This window comes from Tabrizicola fusiformis, assembly GCF_013328815.1.
Taxonomy (GTDB): domain Bacteria; phylum Pseudomonadota; class Alphaproteobacteria; order Rhodobacterales; family Rhodobacteraceae; genus Fuscibacter.
Window position 1 is genome coordinate 39978 of sequence record NZ_JABUHN010000015.1, and the last position, 20928, is coordinate 60905.

General features: G+C 65.2%; 22 protein-coding genes. 11 read left to right on the top strand and 11 right to left on the bottom strand.

All coding sequences use genetic code 11. The features are described from left to right. Nucleotides 1–6: 6 nt before the first annotated feature. A complete protein-coding gene (gene betC, locus HS053_RS18705; protein WP_174212768.1) occupies nucleotides 7–1518 on the bottom strand; it encodes a choline-sulfatase in 1512 nt (503 codons plus the stop codon). A 91-nt stretch (nucleotides 1519–1609) separates the two neighbouring features. Between betC and HS053_RS18710 the strand changes: the two genes are divergently transcribed. The 7 genes from HS053_RS18710 (at nucleotide 1610) to HS053_RS18740 (ending at nucleotide 10601) form a co-directional block, all read left to right on the top strand. Then, nucleotides 1610–2524, top strand: a complete 915-nt coding sequence (locus HS053_RS18710; protein WP_174212769.1) for a LysR family transcriptional regulator — start codon at nucleotides 1610–1612, stop codon at nucleotides 2522–2524. 58 nt (nucleotides 2525–2582) lie between these two features. After that, on the top strand, nucleotides 2583–4610 hold the full coding sequence (locus HS053_RS18715; protein ID WP_174212770.1) for a CocE/NonD family hydrolase: 2028 nt from the start codon (nucleotides 2583–2585) through the stop codon (nucleotides 4608–4610). Between the two features lie 94 nt (nucleotides 4611–4704). Next, nucleotides 4705–6294 carry an ABC transporter substrate-binding protein gene (locus tag HS053_RS18720; protein WP_174212771.1) on the top strand — a complete coding sequence of 530 codons (1590 nt, stop codon included), beginning with the start codon at nucleotides 4705–4707 and terminating at the stop codon, nucleotides 6292–6294. A 7-nt stretch (nucleotides 6295–6301) separates the two neighbouring features. Beyond that, nucleotides 6302–7258: an ABC transporter permease gene (locus HS053_RS18725; RefSeq protein WP_174212772.1), complete on the top strand. Its 957-nt coding sequence runs from the start codon at nucleotides 6302–6304 to the stop codon at nucleotides 7256–7258. Continuing rightward, on the top strand, nucleotides 7255–8070 hold the full coding sequence (locus HS053_RS18730) for an ABC transporter permease (RefSeq protein WP_174212773.1): 816 nt from the start codon (nucleotides 7255–7257) through the stop codon (nucleotides 8068–8070). Before HS053_RS18725 ends, HS053_RS18730 begins: the two co-directional genes overlap by 4 nt. Then, on the top strand, nucleotides 8063–9697 hold the full coding sequence (locus HS053_RS18735; protein ID WP_174212774.1) for a nickel ABC transporter ATP-binding protein NikE: 1635 nt from the start codon (nucleotides 8063–8065) through the stop codon (nucleotides 9695–9697). The genes HS053_RS18730 and HS053_RS18735 overlap by 8 nt, the downstream gene beginning before the upstream one ends. Nucleotides 9698–9758: 61 nt before the next feature. Next, entirely contained in the window at nucleotides 9759–10601 is an 843-nt protein-coding gene (locus HS053_RS18740) for an alkaline phosphatase family protein (protein WP_174212775.1), read from the top strand. 5 nt (nucleotides 10602–10606) lie between these two features. On the opposite strand, the gene HS053_RS18745 is transcribed toward HS053_RS18740, so the two are convergent. Both HS053_RS18745 and HS053_RS18750 read right to left on the bottom strand, forming a co-directional pair. Next, nucleotides 10607–11353, bottom strand: a complete 747-nt coding sequence (locus HS053_RS18745) for a class II aldolase and adducin N-terminal domain-containing protein (protein WP_174212776.1) — start codon at nucleotides 11351–11353, stop codon at nucleotides 10607–10609. Then, complete coding sequence (locus HS053_RS18750; protein WP_174212777.1) at nucleotides 11350–12273, bottom strand: alpha/beta hydrolase; 924 nt, start codon at nucleotides 12271–12273, stop codon at nucleotides 11350–11352. Before HS053_RS18750 ends, HS053_RS18745 begins: the two co-directional genes overlap by 4 nt. Before the next feature lie 147 nt (nucleotides 12274–12420). Here HS053_RS18750 and HS053_RS18755 point away from each other — a divergent pair, with 147 nt between their 5' ends. After that, the gene (locus HS053_RS18755; protein ID WP_174212778.1) at nucleotides 12421–12876 is read left to right on the top strand and encodes a hypothetical protein; all 456 of its coding nucleotides are present in this window, start codon (nucleotides 12421–12423) and stop codon (nucleotides 12874–12876) included. A 68-nt stretch (nucleotides 12877–12944) separates the two neighbouring features. Here HS053_RS18755 and HS053_RS18760 read toward each other — a convergent pair whose 3' ends face one another. From HS053_RS18760 to HS053_RS18780, 5 genes are all read right to left on the bottom strand, one after another. Continuing rightward, nucleotides 12945–13151 (bottom strand): cold-shock protein, encoded by a 207-nt coding sequence (locus HS053_RS18760; protein WP_108436549.1) that lies wholly within the window; start codon nucleotides 13149–13151, stop codon nucleotides 12945–12947. Between the two features lie 166 nt (nucleotides 13152–13317). Continuing rightward, the gene (locus tag HS053_RS18765) at nucleotides 13318–13512 is read right to left on the bottom strand and encodes a hypothetical protein (protein WP_174212779.1); all 195 of its coding nucleotides are present in this window, start codon (nucleotides 13510–13512) and stop codon (nucleotides 13318–13320) included. Between the two features lie 172 nt (nucleotides 13513–13684). After that, complete coding sequence (gene recR / locus HS053_RS18770; RefSeq protein WP_174212780.1) at nucleotides 13685–14281, bottom strand: recombination mediator RecR; 597 nt, start codon at nucleotides 14279–14281, stop codon at nucleotides 13685–13687. A 1-nt stretch (nucleotide 14282) separates the two neighbouring features. After that, nucleotides 14283–14627: a YbaB/EbfC family nucleoid-associated protein gene (locus HS053_RS18775; protein WP_174212796.1), complete on the bottom strand. Its 345-nt coding sequence runs from the start codon at nucleotides 14625–14627 to the stop codon at nucleotides 14283–14285. Between the two features lie 67 nt (nucleotides 14628–14694). After that, nucleotides 14695–16434 carry a DNA polymerase III subunit gamma/tau gene (locus HS053_RS18780; protein ID WP_174212781.1) on the bottom strand — a complete coding sequence of 580 codons (1740 nt, stop codon included), beginning with the start codon at nucleotides 16432–16434 and terminating at the stop codon, nucleotides 14695–14697. A 72-nt stretch (nucleotides 16435–16506) separates the two neighbouring features. Here HS053_RS18780 and HS053_RS18785 point away from each other — a divergent pair, with 72 nt between their 5' ends. Together HS053_RS18785 and mog are read left to right on the top strand one after the other, a co-directional pair. Then, on the top strand, nucleotides 16507–16995 hold the full coding sequence (locus HS053_RS18785; RefSeq protein WP_174212782.1) for a phosphatase domain-containing protein: 489 nt from the start codon (nucleotides 16507–16509) through the stop codon (nucleotides 16993–16995). After that, a complete protein-coding gene (gene mog / locus HS053_RS18790; RefSeq protein WP_174212783.1) occupies nucleotides 16992–17522 on the top strand; it encodes a molybdopterin adenylyltransferase in 531 nt (176 codons plus the stop codon). Before HS053_RS18785 ends, mog begins: the two co-directional genes overlap by 4 nt. A 65-nt stretch (nucleotides 17523–17587) precedes the next feature. Here the strand turns inward: mog and HS053_RS18795 are convergent, their stop codons facing one another. The 3 genes from HS053_RS18795 to HS053_RS18805 all read right to left on the bottom strand — a co-directional run bounded on the left by HS053_RS18795 (nucleotide 17588) and on the right by HS053_RS18805 (nucleotide 20354). After that, the gene (locus HS053_RS18795; RefSeq protein WP_174212784.1) at nucleotides 17588–17992 is read right to left on the bottom strand and encodes a DUF4864 domain-containing protein; all 405 of its coding nucleotides are present in this window, start codon (nucleotides 17990–17992) and stop codon (nucleotides 17588–17590) included. A gap of 100 nt (nucleotides 17993–18092) precedes the next feature. Continuing rightward, nucleotides 18093–19673: a lysine--tRNA ligase gene (locus HS053_RS18800; RefSeq protein ID WP_174212785.1), complete on the bottom strand. Its 1581-nt coding sequence runs from the start codon at nucleotides 19671–19673 to the stop codon at nucleotides 18093–18095. Nucleotides 19674–19781: 108 nt separating this feature from the next. After that, nucleotides 19782–20354, bottom strand: coding sequence for a hypothetical protein (locus HS053_RS18805; protein WP_174212786.1), 573 nt, complete (start codon nucleotides 20352–20354; stop codon nucleotides 19782–19784). A gap of 151 nt (nucleotides 20355–20505) precedes the next feature. Here HS053_RS18805 and HS053_RS18810 point away from each other — a divergent pair, with 151 nt between their 5' ends. Continuing rightward, nucleotides 20506–20925 (top strand): tellurite resistance TerB family protein, encoded by a 420-nt coding sequence (locus HS053_RS18810; protein WP_174212787.1) that lies wholly within the window; start codon nucleotides 20506–20508, stop codon nucleotides 20923–20925. Nucleotides 20926–20928: the final 3 nt, after the last annotated feature.

Below are 20928 nucleotides of genomic sequence, written 5' to 3' on the forward strand. Positions count from 1 at the left end.
CGGGCATTATTCCCCGCGCGGGAAGCGTTTGCTGTCTTCCAGCACGTTCAGGTCCATATGGTTGCGCATATAGCGTTCCGAGGCGGCGCGCAGGGGTTGATAATCCCATGGGTAGTAATTGCCGTTGCGCAGCGCCTCATAGACCACCCAGCGGCGGGCCTGGCTTTGGCGGACCTCGGCGTCATAGGCGGCGAGATCCCAGCGGGCATCGGCGAGGGCGCGGAAATGGGTCAGCACCTCGGCCGCGCGGGGATCGGTGGCGAGGTTGGCGGTTTCCTCAGGGTCGCTGGCAAGATCGAAAAGCTGTTCGGGGTCGGCCATGCAGCGGGTGTATTTCCACGCCCCCTGCCGCAGCGCCACCAGTGGCGTGATCGAGCCTTCGGCGGCGTATTCCATCGCCACCGGGGCCATGCGCGGGGTGCCGGTGGCAAGCGGCACAAGGCTTTCGCCATCGGTCCAGGGCATGACCTCGGCCATCGAAATCCCGGCGAGGTCGCAGAGGGTGGGGGTCACGGCAATGGTGGAGACGGGGGTTTCGATAAGCCCGGGCGTCAGGCCGGGCGCCGCGACCATCAGCGGCACGCGGGACGAGCCTTCGAAGAAATTCATCTTGAACCACAGGCCCTTGCGGCCCAGCATCTCGCCATGGTCCGAGACGAAGAGGATGATCGCCTCTTGCCGGGTCGCTTCCAGCACCGCCAGAATCTCGCCGATCTTGTCGTCGACATAGGAGATGTTGGCGAAATAGCCTTGGCGGGAGCGGCGGATATGGTCCGCCGTCACCTCAAGCCCGCGCCAGTCGCAGGCGTCCATCAGGCGCTGCGAATGTGGGTCCATATCGTCATAGGCCAGCGCGGGCGGTGGTTCCAGTTCGGCGGCACCTTCGTAGAGATCCCAGTATTTGCGCCGGGCGACGAAAGGGTCATGCGGGTGGGTGAAGCTGACGGTCAGGCACCACGGGCGGGCATCAAGGCCGCGCGACAGGTCGTAGAGTTTTTGTTGAGCCTGAAAAGCGACATCATCGTCATATTCCAGTTGGTTGGTGATCTCGGCCACGCCGGCGCCGGTGACCGAGCCCATGTTGTGATACCACCAGTCGATCCGCTCGCCGGGCTTGCGATAGTCCGGGGTCCAGCCGAAATCGGCCGGATAAATGTCGGTGGTCAGGCGTTCCTCGAAACCGTGGAGCTGATCGGGGCCGACGAAATGCATCTTGCCGGAAAGGGCCGTCTGATAGCCCGCGCGGCGCAGGTGGTGGGCATAGGTTGGAATGTCCGAGGTGAATTCGGCGGCATTGTCGTAAACCCGCGTCCGGCGCGGCAATTGGCCTGACATGAAGGCCGCACGGGCCGGGGCGCAGAGCGGCGAGCCGGTATAGGCATTCTGAAAGCGGACCGAGCGGGCGGCCAGCGCGCGCAGATTCGGCGTGTGCAGGAAGGGCGCCGGGCCGTCGGGAAACAGGGTTCCGGTCAACTGATCAACCATCAGGATCAGGATATTCGGGCGGGCGGCGGTCATCGGGCGTCCTTTCGCTGGTGCTGCCATTGAAATCGCATATTGTGACGGCTGAAAAGCCGTTGAATTTCCATGATGATCATAAAGGATCTTTATGCGACTGGACCCCGAGGCGCTGCGGGTGGTGGAGGCGGTGGCGCGGCAGGGCAGCCTGACCCGGGCCGCTGCCGCGCTGGGCATGACGCAGCCCGCGATCAGCTATCGTCTGGCGCGGATCGAGGCGCGGCTGGGCTGCCGGTTGTTCCGACGCGGCCGGCCGGGGTGCGCCCCCACCGCGGAAGGGGCGGTGTTGCTGGCGGCGCTGTTGCCGGCCTTGGCGCAGATCGACGCGGCGCTGGCCGAGGTGGCGGCGATGGGGCGGGCGCCGGTTTTGCGGGTGCTGACCGATTTCGGGCTGGCGGGGCAATGGCTTTTGCCGCGGCTGGCGGGGTTTCGCGCCCGGCATCCCGGGGTGGAGACGCAGATCACCGCGGCGCAGGTGGTGCCCGACCCGCGTCCGGGCGAAGTGGCGATCCGCTTTGCCCGGAGCGCGCCGCTGGGCGGATGGCTGCTGATGCCGGAGCGGGTGGTGCCGGTCGCCAGCCCCGCCTGGCGCGGCGATTGGCAGGGCGGGCAGGGGGCGAGCCTTCTGCATCTGGAGGCGCCGCCCGGGGCCGGATGGCTGACATGGGCGGACTGGTTTGCGGCGCAGGGGGTGTTGCGGGGGCGGCGCGCGGGGGAGTTACAGCTTAACACCTATGATCTGGTGATACAGGCGGCGCTGGCCGGGCAGGGGGTGGCGCTGGGCTGGTTGCCCTTGGTTGCCGCGCATCTGGCAGCAGGAACGCTGGTGGCACTGGCGCCGGAGCTTCCGGGCGCGGGCACCGGCTATTGGGTTGAGGGGACGGGGCCGCAAACGGCGGCGCAGCGGGCTTTTGCCGAGTGGCTGGCGCAAGAGGCCGGTCAGGAGGGGCCGGCGCAAGCGGGTCTTGTGGCATCTGTCGCATTCGGCCGGAATGCGTCGCAATAGACTGCAGATTCCCCGGCCTTGGGGTGCCCAATGCGGCATCACACAGGAGAAGCCCTTGATGCAGACCGTCACCGCGTTTCCCCACCGCGTTGTCGAGACGCCGGATATGGGGATCACGCTGTCCGATGGTTGCCGTTTGTCGGCGCGTGTCTGGATGCCCGATGATGCCGGAGCAAATCCGGTGCCCGCCGTGCTGGAATATATCCCCTATCGCAAACGTGACGGCACCACGCCACGCGACGCATTGATGCACCCCTATGTGGCTGGCCATGGCTATGCCACCGTGCGGGTGGATATGCGCGGCAATGGCGACAGCGACGGTCTGATGGCCGATGAGTATACCGCGCAGGAGTTGTCGGATGCCTGCGAGGTGATCGCATGGCTGGCGGCGCAGCCGTGGTGTTCGGGCACGGTGGGGATGATGGGCAAGAGCTGGGGCGGGTTCAACTGCCTGCAGACGGCGTTCTTGCAGCCGCCGGCGCTGAAGGCGGTGATCTCGGTCTGCTCGACCACCGACCGTTTTGCCGATGACATCCATTACAAGGGCGGGTGCCTTCTGGGCGAGAATTTCGGCTGGGGGGCGGTGATGCTGTCTTATTCCAGCCGCCCGCCGGACCCCGCGCTGCGGGCGGACTGGCGCGAGGAATGGCTGAAACGGCTTGAGGCGGAGCCGTTTCTGGCGCCGCGCTGGGCCGGGCTGCAAGAGCGCGGCGATTACTGGAAACACGGCTCGGTCTGCGAGGATTTCGGGCGGATGACGGTGCCGGTGCTGTCAATCAGCGGCTGGGCCGACAATTACATGAACACCTCAGCGGCGCTGGTGGCGGGCTGCGCCGGGCCGGTGCAGGCGATTGTCGGGCCTTGGGTGCATCAATATCCCCATACCGCCGTGCCGGGGCCGCAGATCGGTTTTCTGCAACTGGCAATCCGCTGGTGGGACCGCTGGCTGAAGGGTATCGAGAACGGGGCCGAGGGCGATGCACCCTATCGCGCCTATATGCTGCATTCCGAACCGCCGGATGCCAGCCCGCGCCACCGGGCAGGCCATTGGGTGGCCGAAGCGGAATGGCCCTCGCGGCGGGTGGGGCGGCAGGTGTTGCACTTGGGGGCTGACGTCGGCACCGGGGCGCTGCCCCGGGCCCCGGGATATTTGGGCCAAGATGAAATTGCATTCCGGGCCGAGATCGCCAGCCCGCAGCATCTGGGGATGCAGACGGGCGAGTTCTTTCCCATGGGGCTGAATGCCGAGATGCCGGGGGATCAGGCGGGCGACGATGCGCTGTCGCTCTGTTTTGACGGCGCCGTGCTGAAGGCGCCGCTGGAGGTGCTGGGTGCGGCGCGGCTGGTGCTGCGGCTGGCTTCGGACAAACCTTTGGGCTTTGTCGTGGCGCGGCTGTGCGATGTGGCGCCGGATGGGGCATCGGTGCGGATCGCGCATGGAATGTTGAATTTGTGCCATCGGGGCGGGGCCGAGCAGCCGCAGCTGATGGTGCCGGGGCAGGCGGTGGAGGTGGCCTTTGACCTTGACCAGATGGCCTATCGGCTGGCGCCGGGGCACCGGCTGCGGCTGGCCCTGTCGAATGCCTATTGGCCGTTCGTCTGGCCCTCGCCCGAGGCGGGGCGGATCACGGTGACGGGCGGGTCGCTTGACCTGCCGGTGCATCAGGGCAGCGGGCCGGAATGGCAGCCGCCGGGACCGGAGGCGGCAAGCCCTTGGGCGCACAAGGTGCTGCGGGCAGGCAAGACCACCCGCAAGATCGAGACCGACCTGATCACCGGGCGCGTGGCGCTGGTGATCAGTGACGATCTGGGGGACGCCGAGAATCTGGACCACGGTCTTTGCACCGGCGAAACCATGAGCGAGCTTTGGGACATTCACCCCGACGACCCGCTTTCGGCCCGCGCGGTGCATGTCTGGGAACAGCGCCTGTCGCGCGGCGATTGGGCGGTGAAGACCCGGGCCGAGGCCGAGATGACCGGCACCGCGACCCATCTGGTTTTCCGCGCCCGTCTGACCGCGTGGGAAGGTGAGGAGCAGGTCTTTGACCGCCATTACAACTCTGAGGTGCCGCGCCGCTTTGTCTGAGCGATTCTTCTTTGCCTGAGCGAAGAATCGGTTTCTACTGCTTGAAAATAAACGAAATGGCCTCCGAAAAGTGGGGCAAGACAGGGAGAAGACCATGACCGACCAACTGAGCCATCTGGCCCGCATGGCCGCCAAGGGCCGCATGACCCGCCGCGAGTTCAACAGCCGCGCCGCCGCCTTGGGCGTTTCGGCTGCCGTCGCGTCCAGCATGTTCGCCACCGCGGCGCGCGCCGAAGAACCCAAGAAGGGCGGGCTTCTGCGCGCGGGGATGCAGGGGGGCGAGTCAACCAACACGCTGGACCCGGCGCTGGCCGCTTCGGAAGTGCCCTTTGCGGTCAACATGATCTGGGGCGAAATGCTGGTGGACGTGAACGCCAAGGGCGAGATCGACTATCGCATTGCCGAGGAAATCTCCTCCTCGCCCGATGCCAAGGAATGGAAATTCAAGATCCGTTCGGGCGTTGAATATCACAACGGCGCCACCGTGACGGCGGATGATGTGGTGGCTACGCTGAAGCGCCATACCGATGAAAAGGCGCAATCCGGCGCGCTGGGCATCGTCAAGGGCATCACCGAGATGAAGGCCGAGGGTGATATGGTCACCCTGACTCTGGCTTCGGGTAATGCCGACCTTCCCTTCCTGATGGCCGATTATCACCTGATCATCCAGCCCGGCGGTGGTGTGGACAATCCGGCGGCAGGCATCGGCGCCGGCCCCTACAAGGTGGTGGTGAACGAGCCGGGCGTGCGCCATGGCTTTGAAAAGCACGCCAATTATTTCGACAGCACGATGGGCCATGCCGATCAGGTCGAAATCCTTGTGATCAACGACAACACCGCCCGCACCGCCGCGCTGCAGGCGGGTCAGGTCCAGATGATCAACCGGGTGGACCCCAAGATCATCGAACTGCTGAAAGGTGCCCCGGGCATCTCGATCCAGCATGTCGCTGGACGTGGGCATTATGTCTTCATCATGCATGTGGACAAGGCGCCGTTTGACAACAACGACCTGCGCATGGCGCTGAAGCTGGCGATCAACCGGCAGGAAATGGTGGACAAGATTCTGGGCGGCTATGGCTCGCGCGGGAACGACTTCCCGATCAACTCGGCCTATCCCCTGTTTGACGACACCATTCCGCAGCGCGAATATGATGCGGCGGCGGCGGCGGAATACTACAAGAAATCCGGCCATGACGGCAGCCCGATCGAACTGCGCACCGCGCCCGGCGCCTTCCCCGGTGCGGTCGAGGCGGCGCAACTCTTCGCGGCTTCGGCCAATGCGGCGGGCATCCCGCTGACGGTCAAGCTGGAGCCCGATGACGGCTATTGGTCGGATGTGTGGAACGTGCAGCCCTTCTGCGCCAGCTATTGGGGCGGCCGCCCGGTGCAGGACCAGATGTATTCGACGGCCTATCTCTCGACCGCCGACTGGAACGACACCAAGTTCAAAAACCCCAAGTTCGACGAGGTGCTGATCGCGGCCCGGGCCGAGCTGGACGCCACCAAGCGCAAGGCGATGTATTCCGAACTCGCCAACCTGCTGCGCGACGAGGGCGGGCTGATCTGCCCGATGTTCAACGATTTCGTTGAAGCCAAGCGGGATGAAGTTGGCGGCTGGCAGCCCGACCCGAACGGCGAGTTGATGAACGGGCGCGCGCTGGCCAAGTGCTGGCTGAACGCCTGAGGCCGGGATGCACCCCGTCCTGAAACTCGTGGCCCAGCGGATTGCGCTGGGCCTGCTGCTCCTTCTGGCCGTCTCGGTGGTGATATTCGCCGGCACCGAGGCGCTGCCGGGGGATGTGGCCAGCGCCATCCTTGGCCAATCCGCCACGCCCGAGGCGCTGGCGAACCTGCGTGACAAGCTGGGTCTGAACGAGCCGGCGCTCTACCGCTATTTCTCGTGGCTTGGCGGGGTGCTGACGGGTGACCTTGGCACGGCGTTGACCAACGGGCAGGACATTGCGCAGGCCATCGGCCAACGCCTTGGTAACACCATCTTCCTTGCCGCCTGCGCGGCGGTGATCTCGGTGCCGCTGGCGATCCTTCTGGGGTTGGTGGCGGCCCGCTATGCCGGCAGATGGCCGGACAAGCTGATCTCGGGCATCACACTTTCGACGATTTCGCTGCCCGAGTTCGTGGCGGCCTATTTCGTGATCTATCTGCTGACGCAGTTGATTCCGATCTTCAACCCGGTGGCGATGGTCTTCCCGGGCATGGGGTTCTGGGAAAAGCTGCACGCCGTGGCCCTGCCGGTGATCGTGCTGGTTCTGGTGGTGCTGGCCCATATGATGCGGATGACCCGCGCGGCGATCCTGAACGTCATGCAATCGGCCTATATCGAAACGGCCGAACTGAAGGGCCTGTCGCCGATGCAGGTGATCTGGAAGCACGCTTTCCCCAATGCCATCGCGCCCATCGTTTCGGTCGTGGTGCTGAACCTGGCCTATCTGGTGGTCGGCGTCGTCGTGGTCGAGGTGGTGTTCAGCTATAACGCCCTTGGCCAATATCTGGTTGACCATGTGTCGAAGCGCGACCTGCCGGTGGTGCAGGCGGTGGGGCTGATCTTTGCCGCCGTCTATATCGGGCTGAACATCCTTGCCGACGTCATCTCGATCGTCGCCAACCCGCGATTGAGGCACCCGAAATGAGAATTCCGCTCTCGGCCCTTCTGGGCATGATCTTTACCGGCGCCTTCTTTCTGGCAGCGATCTTTGCTGATTTCATCGCGCCTTATCCGCTGGATGCCGCCGTGGGCGGCGTGTGGGAGGGGCCTTCGGCGCAATACTGGCTGGGCACCGACACCATCGGGCGCGATATCCTGAGCCGGATGATCTATGGCGGCCAGATCACCATTTTCGTCGCCACCGCCTCATCTTTGCTGGCCTTTTCGCTGGGGGCCTTTCTGGGCTTTCTCGCGGCGACGCAAGGCGGCTGGGTGGATCAGCTTCTGTCGCGGCTGGTCGATCTGGTCATGGCGATCCCCTCGCTGATCATCGCGCTGGTGGTGCTGTCGGTGCTGCCGATCAACCTGACGGTGCTTATTCTGGTGATGGGCATTCTGGATGCGACGCGGGTGTTTCGCCTGTCGCGGGCGGTGGCCGTGGACATCACCGTGATGGATTACGTCGAGGCGGCCCGCTTGCGGGGTGAGGGAAAGGGATGGGTGATCTTCCGTGAAGTGCTGCCCAATGCGCTCTCACCCTTGGTGGCCGAATTCGGGCTGCGCTTCATCTTTGCGGTGCTGTTCATCTCGACCCTGTCCTTCCTTGGTCTTGGCATCCAGCCGCCGCTGGCGGATTGGGGCGGCATGGTCAAGGAAAACAAGGATGCGCTGGTCTATGGCAAATCCGCCGCTCTGATGCCCGCGCTGGCGATTGCCGCGCTGGCGATTTCGGTGAACCTCGTGGCGGACTGGATTCTCAGCCGCACCACCAGCCTGAAAGGGGGCCGCGGTGCCTGAGACGCTTCTCGAGATCAAGAACCTCAAGATCGAGGCGACATCCTACCCCCCCGGAGAGCCGCCCCGACATGTCACGCTGGTCGAGGATGTCTCGGTCAGCGTTGAAAAGGGAAAGGTGCTGGGCCTGATCGGTGAATCGGGCGCCGGAAAATCCACCATCGGCCTTTCTGCCATGGCCTATGGCCGGGGCGGGGTGCGGCTGACGGGCGGGCAGATACTGCTGAACGGCCGCGACATCCGTCAGGCCGGGGCAGGGGCGCTGCGGGCTCTGCGCGGGCGCGAGGTGACCTATGTCGCGCAATCGGCGGCGGCGGCCTTCAACCCGGCCCGGCGCCTGATGGAGCAGGTGATCGAAACCTCGCTTTCCCATGGGCTGATGTCCAAGGCCGAGGCCGAGGCGCGGGCGAAAAGCCTGTTTGCCCAGCTTGGCCTGCCCAATCCCGATACATTCGGCGAGCGTTACCCGCATCAGGTGTCCGGCGGGCAGTTACAGCGGGCCATGACGGCGATGGCGCTGTGCCCGAAACCCGATCTGGTGATCTTTGACGAACCCACCACGGCGCTGGATGTGACGACCCAGATTGACGTGCTGGCGGCGATCAAGCGGGCGATCCATGAAACCGGGGTGGCGGCGCTGTATATCACCCATGACCTTGCGGTTGTGGCACAGGTGGCCGATGACATTCTGGTGCTGCGCCACGGCAAAAAGGTGGAATACGGAACCACCGACCAGATCATCAATACCCCGCGTGAGGATTATACCCGTGCGCTGGTCTCGGTCCGTTCGATCGACCATGCCGAGAAGGGGCCGGCCGCGCCGGTGCTGTCGGTCGCCAATGTGACCGCGCGCTATCGTGGCACCAATTTCGACGTGCTGAAGAATGTCACCGTCGATCTGGCCCCCGGTCAGACGCTGGCGGTGGTGGGCGAAAGCGGCTCGGGCAAATCGACGCTGGCTCGTGCGATCACCGGCCTGCTGCCGCCCGGTCAGGGTCGCATCACCTTTGCCGGGCGCACGCTTTCGGCCGATCTGGCGGGCCGCACCAAGGATGATCTGCGGGAATTGCAGATGATCTACCAGATGGCCGACACCGCGATGAACCCGCGCCAGACGGTCGGCACCATCATCGGCCGCCCGCTTGAGTTCTACTTCGGCCTCAAGGGCGAGGCGAAACGCAAGCGGCTGCAAGAGCTTCTCGAACAGATCGAGATGGGCAAGGGCTATGAAAACCGCTATCCGGCCGAACTTTCGGGCGGCCAGAAACAGCGCGTCTGCATCGCCCGGGCGCTGGCGGCGAAGCCAAAGCTGATCATCTGCGACGAGGTGACTTCGGCGCTTGATCCGCTTGTGGCGGACGGCATCCTGAAGCTGTTGCTGAACCTGCAGGCGCAGGAAGGCGTGGCTTATCTCTTCATCACCCATGACCTTGCCACGGTCCGCGCCATCGCCGACCGCATTGCGGTGATGTTCAAGGGGCAGGTGGTCCGCTACGGCCAGAAGAGCGACGTTCTGGCGCCGCCCTTCGACGATTACACCGACCTCCTTCTGTCCTCGGTGCCCGAAATGCGCCTTGGCTGGCTGGAACAGGTGCTGGCCCACCGCAAGATGGAAAGCGCCGGGAACTGATTTCATCTTGGCCTAAATATCCCCGCCGGAGGCATCCGCCGCGCGGGGCAAGGAGACCGTGATGCCCAATGGCCGCAAACTGCTGCTGATCATCCTTGATGGCGTGCCCTATGCCAACTGGCGGCGCCTCTTCGGCAATCTCGAAGGCTGGGTGGCGCAGGGGATGGCGCGGGTCTGGCGGATGCGGGCGACGCTGCCCTCCACCTCGGCCTCCTGCTATGCCTCGATCCATACCGGGGTACCGCCGCAGGTGCATCGGGTCTGGGGGAATGAGGCGGTCTATCGGCTGGAGCAACCCGACATCTTCTCGGAATTGTCCAAGGCGGGGCGGAAAACCGGCGCGGTCACCCACAGTTTCTGGTCGGAATTGTTCAACCGCAGCCCGTTCGATCTGGTCCGCGACATCGAATATGACGAACCGGAAGGCCCGATCCACCACGGTCGTTTCCACACCATGACCGGCTATGGCAACATCAACCAGATGACGCCCTCGGATGTGGATCTGTTCGCCACGCTGACCCGGCTGGCCGAGGTGAAGGGGATCGACTACGGCATCCTGCATACCTGCACGCTCGACAGCATGGGGCACCGTTTCTATCACGACTGCGAAGAGATGGATAATGCCTGCTATGTGATGGATGCGATGCTGGCGCCCTTCCTGCACCGCTGGCGCGCCGCGGGATATGAGGTGATCGTGACCGCCGACCATGGGCAGGATGCCCGCGGCCATCACGGCGGCACGGGTGAGGCGCAGCAGGATTTCGCCTTCTATTACTTTGGCGACAGCAAGATGCCGGGCAAGGATGTGGTGCTGGACCAGCTTGCGCTGGCGCCGTCGATCCTGACGCGGCTGGGGGTGTCGGTGCCGCCCTCGATGAAGGCGGCGCCGTTCTTTACCGCCTGATGGTTTCAGGCTGCGTAGGTGCTGCCTTCCTCGTCAAGGATCGCCTTCATCTCGCGCAGGTGCAGCGTGGCAAAGCCCGGGTAGTTTTCCCATTCCTGCGCGGTCTTTTCCGCCACGGCATCGGGCAGCACGCGCAAGGGTTTGCCGGTTTGCAACGCGCGGATATAGGTCTCGGCCGCGCGTTCGAAGTAATACAGCCGGTTGAAGGTTTCGGCCACCGTGCGGCCCACCACCAGCACGCCATGGTTGCCCATGATCATCACCGAAATCTTCGGATCGGCCAGCAGTTGGGCACAGCGCGCGCCCTCTTCCTCGAATGCCATGCCGCCGTAATGTTCGTCCACCACCTGCCGGTCAAAGAACATCGCGGTGTTCTGGTCGATGGCGGGCAGGCGGCTGTCGGCAAGGCTGGCCAGAACCGTGGCATGGATGGAATGCACATGCATCAGGCAGCGCGCATGGGGCAGGGCGCGGTGGATGCTGCCATGCAGGCCCCAGGCGGTGGGATCGGGCGCATCGGGGCGGTTCATCGTCTCGGCGTCGTCCGCGTCCAGCTCCAGAAGGTCGCTGGCCTTGATGCGGGAAAAGTGCCGGCCATTGGGGTTGATCAGGAACCGCGTGCCTTCGGGGTTTACCGCCAGCGAAAAATGGTTCGCCACCGCCTCATGCATGTTCAGCCGGGCGGTCCAGCGGAAGGCGGCGGCAAGGTCGGCGCGGTCCGCCTGATGGGTCAGGTTGGCATGGGCGTTCATCGGGTCTCTCCTTCGGGCCAATGATCTGCCGCCATGGCGGCAAGGGTGGTGACAATGCGGTCGAAACTGGCAGCAGCGCGCGGCACGCTGGCGCGGGCGCGCAGATAGCCGTGGACAAGGCCCGGCTCCTGCACCCAGACCGCGCGGCCCCCGGCTGCGGTCAGGCGGGCAGCATAATCGCGGGCATCATCGGCCAGCGGGTCGCATTCGGCGGAAATCGCCAGCGTCGGCGGCAGACGGCTGAAATCGCGGTCCTGCAAGGGGCTGACGGTGGCATCGCCTTGCGGCGGCGGGGCGCCGTGGCGGATGTCCTTGTAGAAGAGGACATCATCGCGCGTCAGCATCGGCGCATGGGCATGGGTCAGATAGCTGCCTTGGTCAGGATCGCCGCCAAGACCGGGATAGATCAGCACCTGGCCCAAAATTGCCGCCCCGCGCAGCGCATGGGCCACGGCGGCACACAGGTTGCCCCCCGCGCTGTCGCCGCAAAGCAGGATCGGCCCCCCGGCCAGCAGGGCACGGGCCACGGCGCAGGCATCGTCAAAGGCCGCCGGGTGGCGGTGTTCAGGCGACAGGCGGTAATCGGCGCAGACCACCCGCAGCCCAGTGCGGGCGCAGATTTCGGCGCAGACATCGTCATGGCTTTCAAGCCCCCCCACCACGAAGCCGCCGCCATGCAGATACAGAACCACCGGCCCCGCCCCGGCGAAATCGCGGCAGGGCACGCCGGCAATCGCATGGTCACGCGCCGTCACCCCGGGCGGATAGCCGCGATGAAAGGTGCGGCACATGTCGTCATAGATCGCGCGCTGTTCGGCGATAGTCAGACTGGCGGTGTCGGGCGGATAGGCAGCATCGGTCGCCCGGATAAAGGCCCAGGTCGGGGCGTCGATAAGGCTTTGGTAATCGGGCGCTGCCATGCTGATGCCTGTGATGCCGGTCTTCGCGCATCGTGACAGGGTTCGCTGTCTGCGCCTGTCCGGTTGCGACGGAATTGCCGAAAATCGCTCATAGTTTTGCCACACCAGCCCGGCAGAGTCGGCAGGGTCAGGGTCACGGGGGTTATCATGCAGTTCATCCGGGCAATCGAACAGGAAGAGGCGGCACTCGTCGGTTTCGGCATTCGCGTGCTGCTTTTGACGCGGCAACCGCTTGACGGGCCGATCGTGCGGCGACTGGCCGGGCTTGGTGGCCGTGTCGCGGTGGAGGAAGAGCTGTTTACCGCGCTCTCCACGGTGATCGACGATCCGGTGGAGTTCGGCCTGTTCGTGATCGACTGCGATTCGCTCGGCGGGATCGAGGTGGGCCGCAAAGCCTTTGCCATGCTGGGCGAAACCGTGCGGCGGGTGCCGGTCATCCTGATCAGCGCCGAATGCCGGCAGCAACGCTTCCCCGATGGCCGCGACGCGGCAACCGAACTGCGCGCGCCCCTGTCCAGCGTGTCGCTGCGGGTGGGCTTTGAACATGCGCTGCGCGACCGTCTGGCGGCGCGCATGATCGGAAATTCGCACAAGGCGGCCTGAAACTGCCTGAGCCAAAATGAAAAAGGCGGGCCACCGGGGCCCGCCTTTTCAATTCTTGAGCAGCGAAATTACGCCAGCGACAGATTGGTCGCCGATTCGCGGCCGTCACGACCGGCTTCGATGTCGAAGGTCACGGCTTGGCCGTCCTTCAGACCACGCAGGCCAGCGCGCTCCAGCGCGGTGATGTGAACGAACACGTCCTTCTTGCCGCCTTCCGGGGCAATGAAGCCGTAGCCCTTGGTTTCATTGAACCATTTCACGGTGCCCTTGGCCATCGTGAAGTCTCCTCTAGATATGCCGCCCGCGAGATTGCAGCAGCCCGGCACCGTCAGCTTTAGTCGAATGCTGTGGCCGGAAATCGGAGACAGGGATCGAGTGTAGATAACGTCGCAGGTTGGATATGGGGCCGTTTCCCCGGCGTTTCAAGAAAAATCGGCGCGCTCAGACGCTTTCGGTCGAAAGCGAAACGGTTTCTTCCCTGCGCCCGCCGCTTGCCAGCAACAACAATGCTGCCACTCCGGCACCGCCCAGAGACCAGACCCCCAACCCGGTGACGAAGGGCAGACCGACGGCCCATGTCACCAAGGCAGCCATGAAGCCCAAGCCGCCGCCCAGAATCACCGCGATTGCCGCCATTGTTGCCTCCTGTCCTACCGGACAAGGATTCGGCGTCGATTGCGGCACAACTTGGGCCAAATCTGGGAAAGCTCAAGCGTGTCCGGTTCGATCCGAAGCGAAATTCGCGGCCCCTCGCGGATGCTCGAAGGCAATTTTCGCTCGCTTGATTTCAAGGGGGCCCGGACAGGCTCTAAAACCGCCGCCGCGCCCGCAGCGCCGCACCGATGGTGCCATCGTCGAGATAGTCCAGCTCTCCGCCGATCGGCACACCCTGCGCCAGCGAGGAAAGCTGCACCGAAGTCGCGGCCAGCGCATCGGCGATGTAATGTGCCGTGGTCTGGCCATCCACCGTGGCGTTCAGCGCCAGAATGACCTCGCCCACACCGTCTTCGGCCACGCGGCGCAGAAGGCGGGGGATGCCCAACTCCTCCGGCCCCACCGCGTCCAGCGCCGAAAGCGTGCCGCCCAGCACATGATAGCGCCCCTTGAAGGCGCCGGTCCGCTCCATCGCCCAAAGGTCGGCCACATCCTCGACCACGCAGATTTCGCCGGTAGCGCGGGCCGGATCGGCGCAGATCGGGCAGATGTCCGCCGTGCCGATGTTGCCGCAGACCGCGCAATCGCGGGCGTTCAGCGCCACGGTCGCCATGGCCTGGGCCAAGGGGGCCATCAACTGCCCGCGCTTCTTGAGCAAGGCCAGAACCGCGCGCCGGGCCGAGCGGGGGCCAAGCCCCGGGAGCCGGGCCATCAGCTCGATCAGCGCCTCGATGTCGCGGGTTTCCTCCATCTCAGAACGGCAGCGACATGCCGGGCGGCAGGCCCAGCCCCTCGGCCATCTTTTGCATCTCGCTGGCTTGCCTTCCGGCGGCCTTGGCCTGTGCGTCCTTGATCGCGGCAAGGATCAGATCTTCCAGCACTTCCTTTTCGGTCGGCACCAGAATCGAAGCGTCGATGTCCAGCCCCGTCACCTCGCCCTTGGCGGTGCAGCGCGCCTTGACCAGACCGGCCCCGGATTCGCCCACCACCACGACGCGGGCCAGATCGGCCTGCATCTCGGCCAGTTTCGACTGCATCTCGGTCGCGGCTTTCATCATCTTGGCCATATCGCCAAGCCCGCCCAGCCCTTTCAGCATCGCCATATCTCCTCAAATCATGCGTCCAAGATAGGCGTCGCCCGCGGGATGGGCAATATTGCCCATCCTACCCGTCCTCGAACGGATCCCATTCGTCTTCGACCTCGGGCAGGGCCTGGGCCGCGGCTTCGGCGGCCAGCGCCTCGGGCGTGCGGATTTCGGCGATCTTCGCCCCCGGAAAGGCCGCCATCACGGCCATCACCAGCGGGTTCGCCATTGCCTCGGCGCGGGCGGCATCCTCTTCGCGGTCGCGGTCTTCGGAGATGGTGGGCGCCCCGCCGGTCGAAACCACCGAAACCCCCCAGCGCGCGCCGGTCCAGCCCTGCAACCGCTGCGAAAGCCGCGCGGCAAGGTCGGGCACGGCCCCAGGCGCCGGTTCAAACTCGATCCGGCCCGGCGCATAGCGGACCAGCCGCAGCCCGGTTTCCACCTCATAGAGCAGCTTCATGTCGCGCTTTTCGCGGATCAGTTCGACGATCTGCGGAAAGCCACTGTAAACCTGCAACTGCCCTTCGGCCAGCAGGGGCGCCGTGGCGGCCATGGCCGGCCCGCGCGCAGGCGCCATCGGTGCGCGCATCATCGGGGCATGAAGCGTGCCACCGCCACCGCCCGCAGGCGCTCCACCCGGCATCGGCGGGCGCGGTTCCGACTGCAGCTTGCGGATCAGGGTTTCCGGGTCGGGCAGGTCGGCCACATGGGTCAGCCGGATCACCGCCATTTCGGCCGCCATCATCGCATTGGGCGCCAGTGCCACCTCTTCGATGGCCTTGAGCAGCATCTGCCACATCCGCGTCAACACCCGCATCGGCAGCCGCGCCGCAAGGTCCAGCCCGCGCGCCCGTTCATCCGGCGGCACCGTGGGGTCGTCGGCGGCCTCGGGTGTGATCTTGATCACCGAAACCCAATGGGTGATCTCGGCCAGATCGCGCAGCACTGCCATCGGGTCGGCGCCGTCGGAATACTGTCCGGAAAGCTCGTTCAGCGCATCGGCCGCTGCCCCGGCCATGATCCGCTCGAAGAGGTCCAGCACCCGGCCCCGGTCGGCCAGGCCCAGCATGGCGCGCACCTGCGCGGCCGAGGTCTCGCCCGAGCCGTGGCTGATCGCCTGATCCAGAAGCGAGGTCGCATCGCGGGCCGACCCTTCGGCGGCCCGGGTGATCAGCGCCAGCGCATCGTCGGCAATCTGCGCGCCCTCGGCTGCGGCGATCTTGCGGAGCAGGCCCAGCATCACCTCCGGCTCGATCCGGCGCAGGTCGAACCGCTGGCAGCGCGACAGGACCGTGACCGGAACCTTGCGGATTTCGGTGGTGGCGAAGATGAATTTCACATGCGCAGGCGGCTCTTCCAGCGTCTTCAACAGCGCGTTGAAGGCAGAGCCGGAGAGCATGTGAACTTCGTCGATGATATAGATCTTGTAGCGGGCTGAAGCGGCGCGATAATGAACAGAATCAATGATTTCCCGAATGTCGCCGACGCCGGTGCGGCTGGCCGCGTCCATCTCCATCACATCGACATGGCGGCCCTCGGCGATGGCGCGGCAAGGGTCGCATTTGCCGCAAGGCTCGGTCGTGGGGCCGCCCTTGCCATCGGGTCCGACACAGTTCAGCCCCTTGGCGATGATCCGCGCCGTGGTGGTCTTGCCGGTGCCGCGGATGCCGGTCATGATGAAGGCATGGGCGATCCGGTCCGCCGCGAAGGCGTTCTTGAGCGTGCGCACCATCGCCTCTTGCCCGACCAGATCGGCAAAGGTCTCGGGGCGGTATTTGCGCGCAAGAACCTGATAGCCTTGCTCTGGGGCGTCCGTCATCTTGCCTCGCGGGGGAATCGATCCCTTCCAACCTAAGGCGCCGCATCCCCGGCGTAAACCATCGGAGGCCCTATGGCATTCAGCATTACCGAAGTGCCGCTGCGGGCGGGCGTGGCGGGCCTGTCGCCGCTGCCGGGGCGCGAGGGCGATTATGCGGCCGATCTGGCGGCGCTCTGCGGCTGGGGCCCGGCGCTGGTGATTTCGCTGACCACCGGGGAAGAGATGGCGCGCAAAGGCGCGGGCAGGCTGGGCGATGATCTGGCCGCCGCCGGCATCGGCTGGGCGTTTCTGCCGCTGGCCGATTTCACTGCCCCGGATGAGACGCTGGCCACGCATTGGATGCTGATTGCCGAACGGGCGAGCGAGATCCTCGACGGGGGCGGGCGGATATTGGCGCATTGCATGGGCGGCTGCGGCCGATCCGGCGCCGCGGTGCTGCGCCTGATGATTGACGCGGGCGAAGAACCGCAGGCGGCCCTTGCCCGGCTGCGCACCCTGCGCCCCTGCGCGGTCGAAAAAACTCAACAACTGCGCTGGGCCACGGCGGGGGCGCTGTCATGACCGCCCGTATCGCCATCCTGACCGTGTCCGACCGTGCCGCCCGTGGCGCATACGAAGACCGCGGCGGCCCCGCCTGCGAAGACTGGCTGCGCGCGGTCATCACCACCCCCGTCGAAATCCTGCGCCAGATAACCGAAGATGGCGCCGCCCCCGTCGCTGCCGCGCTCACCGATCTGGCCGACACATGGGGCGCTGACCTGATCCTCGTCACCGGCGGCACCGGCCCCGCACCGCGCGACCGCACCCCCGAAGGCGTCGCGGCGGTGATCGACTTCGACCTTCCCGGCTTTGGCGAGGCGATGCGGACCGCCAACCTGCGTGTGGTGGCCACCGCGATCCTGTCGCGGCAGGGCGCGGGCGTGCGCGGCAAGACCCTGATCATCACGCTGCCCGGCAGCCCCAATGCGATCGGCTCCAGCCTCGATGCCGTCTTCGCCGCCGTGCCCTATTGCCTTGACCTGATCGGCGCCGCCCGGATTGAAACCGACCCCGCCCGGATCAAGGCCCACCGCCCGAAAACTGCCTGACTTGCCATTTGCACCTTTCGAAATACTCCTGCCGGAGGCATCGCCGCCAGCCAGAGGCACCCCCGTCAGGCACCCACCCCCGGCGCGGGCAACAGGCTGACGCCGTTGATCTGCCAGCCCTCCGGCGTCTCGATCATCTCATAATCCAGAAGATACCCGCGCCCGGCCTGATCGGTCACCATCACCCGCTGGTAAAGCCGCCCGCCTTCGCTGCGCCTCTCCAGCATCCGCACGCTGCCGGGGTGATGCACCATCGGATAGCCCTGCGCGACCATGGCGCCGAAATTCTCGGGTGTGCCGAAAATGCCCTTGATGGTCGGGCTGGCAAAACTGAAGGCCAGCGCCATATCCCCGGCGCGGAAGGCATCGAACTGTTGCAGGATGGGGGCCTGAACCGGGTCGCTCTGGGCGCCCGCCTCCAGGGCGGCAATCACAGGTGCAAGGGCAAGCAGGATGGCAAGGCGGTGCATGGAAACCTCCTGTCGGATCAGGACAGAAGGGTAGGGCGCCAAGGCCCGGGGTCAAGCGGGCGCGGCGGTCGTTCAGGACCGCCGCGCCCGCCTTGCAGGATCAGGCCACCAATTCGCCCGCCAGCGCCCGGTCGATCAGCGCAACGGTCTCGTCCAGCCCATACAGCGCGATGAAGCCGCCAAAGCGCGGGCCTTCGCTGGCCCCCAGCAGCACCTCATACAGCGCCTTGAACCAGTCGCGCAGCGGCTCGAACCCATGATCCTTGCCGACCGCATAGCAGATGTTCTGCAGCGCTTCGTCATCCACCGGCCCGTCAAAGGCCACCAGCCGCGCCCGCAGATCGGCAATCGCCGCGCGTTCCATGTCCGACGGCAGGCGGAACACCCGGGTGGGCGCAATCTTGTCGGCAAAGTAGCGCAGCGCATGGGCCGCGGCGGCATCGAGATCGGGGTGGGTTTCCGGGCTCGCCTCGGGCGCATAGCGTTTGATGAAGCCCCAGAGCCCCTTGGCATCCTTGGCCCCGGCCACCGAGGCGAGGTTCAGCAACATCGCAAAGGGCACCACCATCTTCGATCCCGGCGGCTTGCCGCCGTGGATGTGCCAGACCGGGTTGTTCACCTGCTGCTCGATGTCTTGCGTCGGATAGGCGCGCAACTGCTGATGATATTCGTCCACCGCCTTGGGGATCACATCCCACCACAGCCGCTTGGCCGTTTTCGGCTTCTGATACATGAAGTAGCTGAGGCTTTCCGAAGCCGCATAGGTCAGCCATTCGTCGATGGTCAGCCCGTTGCCCTTGGATTTCGAGATCTTCTGGCCCTCGAAATCAAGGAACAGCTCATAGGTCATGTGGTTCGGCTTGCGCCCGCCCAGCACCTCGCAGATGCCGTCATAGATCGGGGTGTTGGTCGAGTGGTCCTTGCCATACATCTCGAAATCCACCCCCAGCGCGGCCCAGCGGGCGCCGAAATCGGGCTTCCATTGCAGCTTTACATGGCCGCCGGTGACGGGAAGGGTCCATTCGCGGCCGTCTTCATCGTCAAAGGTGATGGTGTGGTTCACCGCATCAACATGCTTCATTGGCACATAGAGAACCCGCCCGGTTTCCGGGTGGAGCGGCAGGAAGCAGGAATAGGTCTGCTGCCGCTCTTCGCGCAAGGAGGCCAGCATGATCTTCATGATCGCGTCATAGCGTTCCGTCGCCAGCTTCAGCGTGTCATCAAAGCGGCCCGATTTGTAGAATTCGGTGGCGCTGATGAATTCATATTCAAAGCCGAACGTGTCGAGGAACCGGCGCAGCATGGCGTTGTTATGGGCGCCGAAGCTGTCGAACTGGCCGTAAGGGTCGGGAACAGAGGTCAGCGGTTTTTGCATGTGCTGGCGCAGCATCTCTTGCTGCGGCACATTTTCCGGCACCTTGCGCATTCCGTCCACATCGTCGGAAAAACAGATCAGACGGGTCGGGATGTCGGAAATCACCTCGAACGCGCGGCGGATCATCGTCGTGCGCGCGACCTCGCCAAAGGTGCCGATATGCGGCAGGCCCGAGGGGCCATAGCCGGTTTCAAACAGCACATAGCCCTTTTCGGGGTCTTTCTTTTCGTAACGTTTGAGGACCGCGCGTGCCTCTTCAAAGGGCCAGGCCTTCGACTTCAGTGCCGCATCGCGCAGGGTGGTCATCGTGCAATCCTCATTCCGGCCCGGAACCCTGTGCCCCGGACCCTGCCCCCTTAGTGCCGCGGCCCTGCAACGTCAACAATCGCAGGGCGGCGGCGGGGCAGGGCGGACTTACAGCCCGGCGTAAAGATCGGTCACGAAGCTGCCTTTGATCGCGGTGCAATCCTTGGGGTCGGGCGGCGTGTCCCAGTCGGCCGCCTTGCACAGGTCACCGGCAAAGCTGCCCGAAACCTTGCCCGTCGCGCCATCGAAGGCAAAACTGTCAAGCGTCACGGTGACCGGGGCCACACCCGCCGCGCCATTGACCCACAGCGCGGTCGCCATCGGGTCGGGCGTGTAATCGACCCGGCCCACCACGCCGTCCTTTGCCGGATCGGCGGTGTATTCGATGCCGATGCTGAAGAGCCCGCCGCCCTCGATGCTTTCTGTCGCCATCACGGTCAGCAGCTTTTTCGCATCGGGGCCGGTGTCGTCGGGATTGACCGGCGTGACGGAACCCGAACCCACGCGCATCGTGTCATAGACCGAGCTGGAGGTGACATAGGACAAAGCCGTGTCGCCAAAGGTCCATTCGACCTTGCCGGAAATCTCAAGATCGGTGGTGTCGCCTTCCTGCGCCGCAAGGGGGCCAGAGACGAGTGCCAGAGCAATTGCGGCAAGGCCGCTCAGGGTAAGGTGTTTCATCCGGGGTTCCTGTGGGTTCGCGCACCCTTGCGGGCCTGGGGCCAAGAAACGGCATTGCGGGACAAAACGCAACCGTGCGGCGGGCGTCGCCCCTTGCCGCAATGTCTTGCCGGCCCTAGGTTGCAGGTCCGTTTGCAAAGAGGCCGCCGCGATGACCGAAACTCCCCCCATGTCCGCGCAGGATGCGCTGGTCGCCGTGATGGTGGCCTGTTCGGCCTCGGACCAGAACATGCGGACCGCCGAGCTGGTGGCGATTCAGCGCATGGTCAACCATATGCCGGTCTTTGCCGGCTATGACCTCGACCGGGTGCGGCGGATCAGCCAGATCGTGTTTGACCTGTTCGAGGAAGAAGACGGGCTGGACGCCCTCTTTGGCCTGATCCGCGAGGCGCTGCCCGAGCGGCTGAACGAAACCGCCTATGCGCTGGCCTGCGATGTGGTCACGGCGGACGGCAAGCACAACGAGGTCGAGCTGCGGATGCTGGAAGAGGTGCGGCACGAGCTGCATATCGACCGACTGCACGCCGCCGCCATCGAATGGGGCGCCCGGGTGCGGCACATGCGGCCCTGACCG

Bases quoted from the DNA above. Each gene is read 5' to 3' on its own strand.
- betC (WP_174212768.1), bottom strand. From the start codon at position 1,518: ATGACCGCCGCCCGCCCGAATATCCTGATCCTGATGGTTGATCAGTTG.
- HS053_RS18755 (WP_174212778.1), top strand. From the start codon at position 12,421: ATGCAGTTCATCCGGGCAATCGAACAGGAAGAGGCGGCACTCGTCGGT.
- HS053_RS18760 (WP_108436549.1), bottom strand. From the start codon at position 13,151: ATGGCCAAGGGCACCGTGAAATGGTTCAATGAAACCAAGGGCTACGGC.
- mog (WP_174212783.1), top strand. From the start codon at position 16,992: ATGACCGCCCGTATCGCCATCCTGACCGTGTCCGACCGTGCCGCCCGT.
- HS053_RS18710 (WP_174212769.1), top strand. From the start codon at position 1,610: ATGCGACTGGACCCCGAGGCGCTGCGGGTGGTGGAGGCGGTGGCGCGG.
- HS053_RS18715 (WP_174212770.1), top strand. From the start codon at position 2,583: ATGCAGACCGTCACCGCGTTTCCCCACCGCGTTGTCGAGACGCCGGAT.
- HS053_RS18745 (WP_174212776.1), bottom strand. From the start codon at position 11,353: ATGAACGCCCATGCCAACCTGACCCATCAGGCGGACCGCGCCGACCTT.
- recR (WP_174212780.1), bottom strand. From the start codon at position 14,281: ATGGAGGAAACCCGCGACATCGAGGCGCTGATCGAGCTGATGGCCCGG.
- HS053_RS18800 (WP_174212785.1), bottom strand. From the start codon at position 19,673: ATGACCACCCTGCGCGATGCGGCACTGAAGTCGAAGGCCTGGCCCTTT.
- HS053_RS18730 (WP_174212773.1), top strand. From the start codon at position 7,255: ATGAGAATTCCGCTCTCGGCCCTTCTGGGCATGATCTTTACCGGCGCC.
- HS053_RS18805 (WP_174212786.1), bottom strand. From the start codon at position 20,354: ATGAAACACCTTACCCTGAGCGGCCTTGCCGCAATTGCTCTGGCACTC.
- HS053_RS18720 (WP_174212771.1), top strand. From the start codon at position 4,705: ATGACCGACCAACTGAGCCATCTGGCCCGCATGGCCGCCAAGGGCCGC.
- HS053_RS18780 (WP_174212781.1), bottom strand. From the start codon at position 16,434: ATGACGGACGCCCCAGAGCAAGGCTATCAGGTTCTTGCGCGCAAATAC.
- HS053_RS18785 (WP_174212782.1), top strand. From the start codon at position 16,507: ATGGCATTCAGCATTACCGAAGTGCCGCTGCGGGCGGGCGTGGCGGGC.
- HS053_RS18740 (WP_174212775.1), top strand. From the start codon at position 9,759: ATGCCCAATGGCCGCAAACTGCTGCTGATCATCCTTGATGGCGTGCCC.
- HS053_RS18725 (WP_174212772.1), top strand. From the start codon at position 6,302: ATGCACCCCGTCCTGAAACTCGTGGCCCAGCGGATTGCGCTGGGCCTG.
- HS053_RS18810 (WP_174212787.1), top strand. From the start codon at position 20,506: ATGACCGAAACTCCCCCCATGTCCGCGCAGGATGCGCTGGTCGCCGTG.
- HS053_RS18750 (WP_174212777.1), bottom strand. From the start codon at position 12,273: ATGGCAGCGCCCGATTACCAAAGCCTTATCGACGCCCCGACCTGGGCC.
- HS053_RS18775 (WP_174212796.1), bottom strand. From the start codon at position 14,627: ATGCTGAAAGGGCTGGGCGGGCTTGGCGATATGGCCAAGATGATGAAA.
- HS053_RS18765 (WP_174212779.1), bottom strand. From the start codon at position 13,512: ATGGCGGCAATCGCGGTGATTCTGGGCGGCGGCTTGGGCTTCATGGCT.
- HS053_RS18795 (WP_174212784.1), bottom strand. From the start codon at position 17,992: ATGCACCGCCTTGCCATCCTGCTTGCCCTTGCACCTGTGATTGCCGCC.